At 42.3% G+C, this 298-nt stretch carries 1 pseudogene; it reads left to right on the top strand.

Features of this window, described 5'->3' with window-relative positions:
- A pseudogene (locus SB772_RS39980) lies at positions 1–298 on the top strand (hypothetical protein); the annotation flags it as partial.

The following is a 298-nucleotide window of genomic DNA, read 5'->3' as shown; positions in this document are numbered from 1 at the left end:
AACGGTATTAGTAATACTGGCGCTATTAGTACAGACAGCTTAACGACGTCTAACTTGACAGCAACAGGAACAATCACGACCAATGGTATTGCTAATACTGGTCTTATTGCTAATACAGGTAACCTAACCAACTCAGGTACATTAACCAATACGGGTGCGGCTACATTAGGTAATACGTTAAGTGTGGCAGGTCAAACGACTATGAATGGTATAGTTAACACAGGTGCTATCAGTACAGATAGTGTGACTACGACAGATTTGACAGCAACAGGGCAAACGGCTACGAACGGTATCAACA

It is taken from the genome of Paraburkholderia sp. SIMBA_030 (assembly GCF_046535245.1).
Lineage (GTDB): Bacteria > Pseudomonadota > Gammaproteobacteria > Burkholderiales > Burkholderiaceae > Paraburkholderia.
The sequence above is the reverse complement of the archived record's forward strand: the minus strand, read 5'-3'. Positions and strand labels throughout refer to the sequence as shown.